Here is a 5,155-nt window from a genome sequence, read left to right on the forward strand (position 1 = left end):
GTCGTGGACGCACCGCACGGCGTCGGGTACCTGCCGGCCGCGGACGCGACGCGCGACGTACAGAAGGTGCTCGACCGGGCCGGGCGCGACGGCGGCGGGATCGTGTATCTGCCCGCCGGGTGGTACCGGATCGGCACGCACCTGAACGTGCCGGCGAAGGTCGAGTTGCGCGGGGCGTCCGCTGTACCGAACCGCGACGAGGGCGGGCTGAGCGGCGGGACCGTGCTGCAGGCGTTCGAGAAGGACACCGGCACCGCACTCGTCACGCTGGAGAACCGAGCGGGCGTGCGCGGGCTGCGGGTGTTCTACCCGGAGAACAACCCGGCCAACGGCGTGGTGCCCTATCCGTACGCCGTCCGCGGACACGCCGGCGGGAACTACGTGATCAACGCCGGCTTCCCGAACGCGTGGAACGGCATCGACCTCAGCGGCGACGACGTCGTCGTACGGAAGGTCGCGGGCGCGTTCTTCGACCACGCGATCACGATCGGGGCCGGGCGCAACGGCCGGGTCGAGGGCGTGCTGTCGAACGGGAACGCGGTCACCCGGGTCGGTTACCAGCAGCCGTACTGGATGAACGAGGGCAACATCTTCGAGCTCGTCATCGACAAGTACATGCGCAAGACCGCGAAGATCGTCACGGTCGACGGCGCCCACGGGCTGACGCTGCTGGACGTGTTCGCGTACGGCTTCCACGACGGGCTGGTGGTGAATTCCGGGCAGGTCGAGGCGTTCAACCTGGGCACCGACAACCTCGGCAGCGACGGTCACACCGTCAGCGTCGTCAGCGGCGACGTCGAGGCGACGAACCTTGCCCGGTACAACGGTGCCACGCTCAGCGGTACGGCGACCTTGCACAACGTGATGGTGATCAACGTGGTGCAGCGCAGCATCAGCGCGCAGGCGAACGGGAACGGTACCGTCGCGATCGCCGGCAACGAGTCCGAGCCCGGAACGTACGAAGTCGGCGCGCAGGTCACAGTGACGGCGGCAGCTAAATCGGATAGCGTTTTCCGGGACTGGACCGTCAACGGGACGGTGGTGGCGACAACGCCGTCGTACACCTTCACCGTCTCGACGGACCAGATACTGACCGCCAACTTCACCACGAAGTAGGAGCGAGATGGCTGACACACAACAGCAGGTCGCGATCGTCGGGTGCGGGATCATCGGCCGGACCCACGCCAAGGCCTTCGCGGAACGGCCGGACGCGATCGTCACCGCCCTGGTGGACGGTGACGCCGCGGCCCGGGAGGCACTCCGGGCGCAACTGGTCGAGCTCGGGCAGCCGGAGCCGAAGGTGTACGACGACCTGACCGCGGCGCTGAGTGGGTCGGACGTGTCGCTCGTCGCGATCTGCACCCCGAGCGGTACGCACGCGGCGCTGGCCGAGCAGGCGCTGGAAGAGAAGAAGCACGTCGTGATCGAGAAGCCGCTCGACGTGGACCTGGTCCGCGCGCGCCGGCTCGGCGCCGCGGCCGACCGGGCCGGGAACCACGGCGTGCTGTCGTCGGTGATCAGCCAGCACCGGTTCGACGCCGGTAGCGCGGTGGTCAAGCAGGCGATCGACGCCGGGCGGTTCGGGCAGCTGACGTCGTCCGTCGCGACCGTCGCCTGGTGGCGCAGCGACGAGTACTACGCGTCCGCCGGGTGGCGCGGGACCTGGGCGCAGGACGGCGGCGGCGCGCTGATGAACCAGGGCGTGCACACCGTCGACCTGATGCTGTGGTTCATGGGCCGCCCGGTCACGATCCAGGCGCAGGCGCTGCGGGCGGCGCACCACGCGATCGAGGTCGAGGACACGGTGGTCGCGACGCTCACCTTCGAGAACGGCGCGGTCGGCACGCTGCACGCGACGACCGCGGCGTACCCGGGTGGTCGTACGCGCGTCGCCGTCCACGGCACCGAGGGTGGCGCGGAGATCGAGGACGACCTCCTGAGCCGGCTGAACGTGGACGGCACCCAGGAGGACCAGCCGGTCGACGCCGGCGAGCCCGGCGGCCACACCGCGCAGTACGACGACATCTTCCGCGCGATCACCAACGGCGAGAAGCCGGCCATCACCGTCCAGGACGCGATCGACGCGCTGGCGACCGTACGGGCCGTCTACATCGCCTCCACCCTCCAGCGTCCGGTCAAGTTCCTGGACGTCCTGGAGGGCCGCTACGACGACGTAGACGTCTCCCGAGGCATCGGCCTCCCACCCAACTAGCCCCAACTAGCCCGTACGAGAGCCCGGTGCCGTTAGGCGCCGGGCTCGCGGTTGTTGAGGATCTTTTGGTAGAGGTTGCAGTCCTGCCAGTAGCCGTCGATGTGCAGGTACGTGGGCGCCATGCCGATCTGCTGGAAGCCCGTCCGCTCCAGCACCCGCTGGGACGCCACATTCCCCGTCAGGGTGCTGGCTTCGATCCGGTGGAGCTTCAGCTCGCTGTCAGCAATAGAAGCGACCGCTTCCACGGCGCGGGTTGCCAGCCCCTGCCCGATCGAGTCGACGGACACCCAGTAGCCAAGGCTCGCGCTGCGGAACGGCCCCGGCACCAGGTCGCTCAAAGTGATCGCGCCGACGATGCGCGAACCCGACGCCAGCACCCACGGCACCACATGACCGTTCTTGTAGCGCTCGAGCTGGTAGTTCATCCGCTCGAGCTGGCCCTCGGTCGTGAACCATTTCTCGGTACGCACGGGTTCCCACCGCCGGAGATGTTCCCGGCTAAGGATCTGTGCGGCGGCCAAAGCAGGAGCGTCGTCAACGCTGGCGATCCGGAGCTCGACGTCCGGTGTCAGCGGGCGGGGTGCGATCACTGTGCCATCACTTGGGCAGCCTACGTGCCTGACTCGACCCCGACACCCGAGGGGTGAACGCGTCGTGGAAGATCGTCGACGCCGCCCCGACCGCGGCCGCGTCCTTCTGCAGCATCGATTCCTCGACCCCGACCTCGCGGGTTTCCCGGGCCAGCGGATGCGCGTTCACCGCCCGCCCGATCTCGGCGAGGAAGATCTCCGAGATCTCCTTCCCGAATGCCGGCCCGCCGAGCACCAGCAGATCGATGTCGAGCAGGTCGACCAGCCCGACGGCGCCCTGCCCGATCACCCGCGCCACCTGCCGCACCGCCTTCACCGCGGCCTCGTTCCCGGCCGCGGCCGCATGACAGACCGCCTTGTACCGCGTGGCCTCGTCGGTCGCACCGGGATCCGTCTCGACGTACCCGTACTCCGCCGCGATCACCGGGAGCGACGCCGTCGGGTTGCACTCGGGCACCATCCGCGGCCCGTTCTCCGCGTCCCACTCCCCCACCCGCAGCGCGGCGACCTGCCCGAACTCACCGGCGTTCGACGTACCGCCGCGATAGATCGCCCCGTTCAGGAACAGCCCGCTCCCGACGCCGGTACCGAGGTACAGGTACGCGAAGTCCCGCGCCCGTGCCGACCGCCCGATCCAGCGCTCGCCGATCGCCGCCGCAGTACCGTCCTTCTCCACCAGCACCGGATGATTCAGCCGCTCCTGCAGCAGCTGGCGGATCTTCAACCCCCGCCAGGCGGGCTGCAACGGGAGCGCGAGCAACGACCCGTCGGCGTCGATCGGGCCGGGTACGGCGACACCGACGCCGAGCATCGAGTCCATGTCCACCTGGCTGATGCTCAACGCCGCGGACACCGTCGCCGCGGTCAGGTCGACGAGCTGCCCGGCCTCCAGGTCCTCGGCCAGGTCGACGGTCTCGCGGCGGACGATCTTCCCGTCCAGGTCGACGACCGCGACCGTCAGCAGCTCCGGATCGACGTGGATCCCGACCGCGTGCGCCGCGTTCGACCGCAGCCGGACCGGCGTCCGCGGCTTGCCGAGCCGCTCGGCGCGCTCCTGCGCCTCCTCCACCAGCAGGCCCTGCTGGAGCAGGATGCGCAGGATCCGCGACACCGACTGCTGGGTGAGACCGGTCCGGCGGGAGATCTCGGTCCGGCTGATGATGCCGGCCAGCCGGATCGTCTCGATGATCACGGCCTCGTTGAACGAGCCGAGGTCGTACTGGTTCGCGCCCGCGTGCCGGGCCGGCCCTTCGACCGATTCGCTCATCTCCACCTCCCACTGGCCGTGATCGTACTGCCGGACCCGACTGATTACGGTGCTTCGAGGGCTCCGTCGATCCGCCGTACGCCGGCCGCCCACTCGTCGTGACCGGACAGTTCTGCCGGGTACCGGGCCGCGGCCTCCAGGTCGACGTCGATCCCCCAGCCGGGGGCGTCGTTCGGCCGCAGCCAGCCGTCCTCGATCCGCAGCGTGCCGGGGAACACCTCGTACGTCGCGTCGTTGTAGATGTGCCCCTCCTGGATGCCGAAGGCAACCGACGTGACGTCCAGCGCGACGTTCGCGGCGGCACCGATCGGGGACGTGTCGCCCGGGCCGTGCCAGGCGGTCCGGACCCCGCACAGCTCCGCGAGGTCGGCCAGCTTACGGGCCGGGGTCAGACCGCCGATGTCCGACACGTGCGAGCGGATGAAGTCCACGCCGTGGTCGCGGATCAGCCGGACGGCGTCGTTCATCGACGTGGTCAGCTCGCCGACCGCGAGCGGCACCGGCGACGCCGCGCGCACCTCGGGCAGCCGGTCCCAGTTCTCCGGCGCGAGCACGTCCTCCAGGAAGAACAGCCCGTACGGCTCGAGGGATCGCGCCAGGATGATCGCTTCCTTAGGCGTCAGCCGCGAGTGCACGTCGTGCAGCAGCTCGATGTTGTCCGGCAGCGCCTGCCGCGCCTCCGCGAACAGCTCCGGCGTGGCGCGCAGGTAGTCGCGCGCCGACCAGCCGTTGCGGTACGGCGCGTCCGGGTAGAGCGTCGGCAGCCGCGGCGCGCCGTACCCGCCGCCGCCCGGCGTGGACATCTGCAGCCGGACGTGGCGCCAGCCCTGGTCGACCAGGGTCTTCGCGTGCTCGACGGTGTCCTGGATCGTCTTGCCGCTGGCGTGGATGTACGTGTCCGCGGCCGCGCGCACCTTGCCGCCGAGCAGCTCGTACACCGGCATCCCGGCGCGCTTGCCGGCGATGTCCCACAGCGCCTGGTCGATCCCGGAGATCGCGTTGTTGGTCACGGGTCCGCCGCGCCAGTACCCGGAGTACGACGCGAGCCTGGTCAGGTCGCCGATGTCGCCCGGGTAGCGGCCGACC

General features: G+C 70.0%; 5 protein-coding genes. 2 read left to right on the plus strand and 3 right to left on the minus strand.

Features of this window, described 5'->3' with window-relative positions; genetic code table 11:
- Positions 1 to 1,116 (plus strand): InlB B-repeat-containing protein (locus tag VFF46_RS10255; RefSeq protein WP_414673050.1); only part of this gene is annotated, 1,116 nt, incomplete at its 5' end.
- Between the two features lie 7 nt (positions 1,117 to 1,123).
- Positions 1,124 to 2,212 carry a Gfo/Idh/MocA family oxidoreductase gene (locus VFF46_RS10260; RefSeq protein WP_325036830.1) on the plus strand — a complete coding sequence of 363 codons (1,089 nt, stop codon included), beginning with the start codon at positions 1,124 to 1,126 and terminating at the stop codon, positions 2,210 to 2,212.
- 32 nt (positions 2,213 to 2,244) lie between these two features.
- On the opposite strand, the gene VFF46_RS10265 is transcribed toward VFF46_RS10260, so the two are convergent.
- The 3 genes from VFF46_RS10265 to VFF46_RS10275 all read right to left on the minus strand — a co-directional run.
- Positions 2,245 to 2,802 carry a GNAT family protein gene (locus VFF46_RS10265; protein WP_325036831.1) on the minus strand — a complete coding sequence of 186 codons (558 nt, stop codon included), beginning with the start codon at positions 2,800 to 2,802 and terminating at the stop codon, positions 2,245 to 2,247.
- 7 nt (positions 2,803 to 2,809) lie between these two features.
- On the minus strand, positions 2,810 to 4,069 hold the full coding sequence (locus VFF46_RS10270) for an ROK family transcriptional regulator (RefSeq protein ID WP_325036832.1): 1,260 nt from the start codon (positions 4,067 to 4,069) through the stop codon (positions 2,810 to 2,812).
- A 44-nt stretch (positions 4,070 to 4,113) separates the two neighbouring features.
- Positions 4,114 to 5,155: enolase C-terminal domain-like protein (locus VFF46_RS10275; protein WP_325036833.1), on the minus strand; the 1,042-nt coding region annotated here is incomplete at its 5' end.

It is taken from the genome of Kribbella sp. (assembly GCF_035655035.1).
In the GTDB taxonomy this organism is placed as follows: domain Bacteria; phylum Actinomycetota; class Actinomycetes; order Propionibacteriales; family Kribbellaceae; genus Kribbella.

Excerpts from the sequence above, each read along its gene's own strand:
- VFF46_RS10260 (WP_325036830.1), top strand. The coding sequence starts at position 1,124 with ATGGCTGACACACAACAGCAGGTCGCGATCGTCGGGTGCGGGATCATC.
- VFF46_RS10270 (WP_325036832.1), bottom strand. The coding sequence starts at position 4,069 with ATGAGCGAATCGGTCGAAGGGCCGGCCCGGCACGCGGGCGCGAACCAG.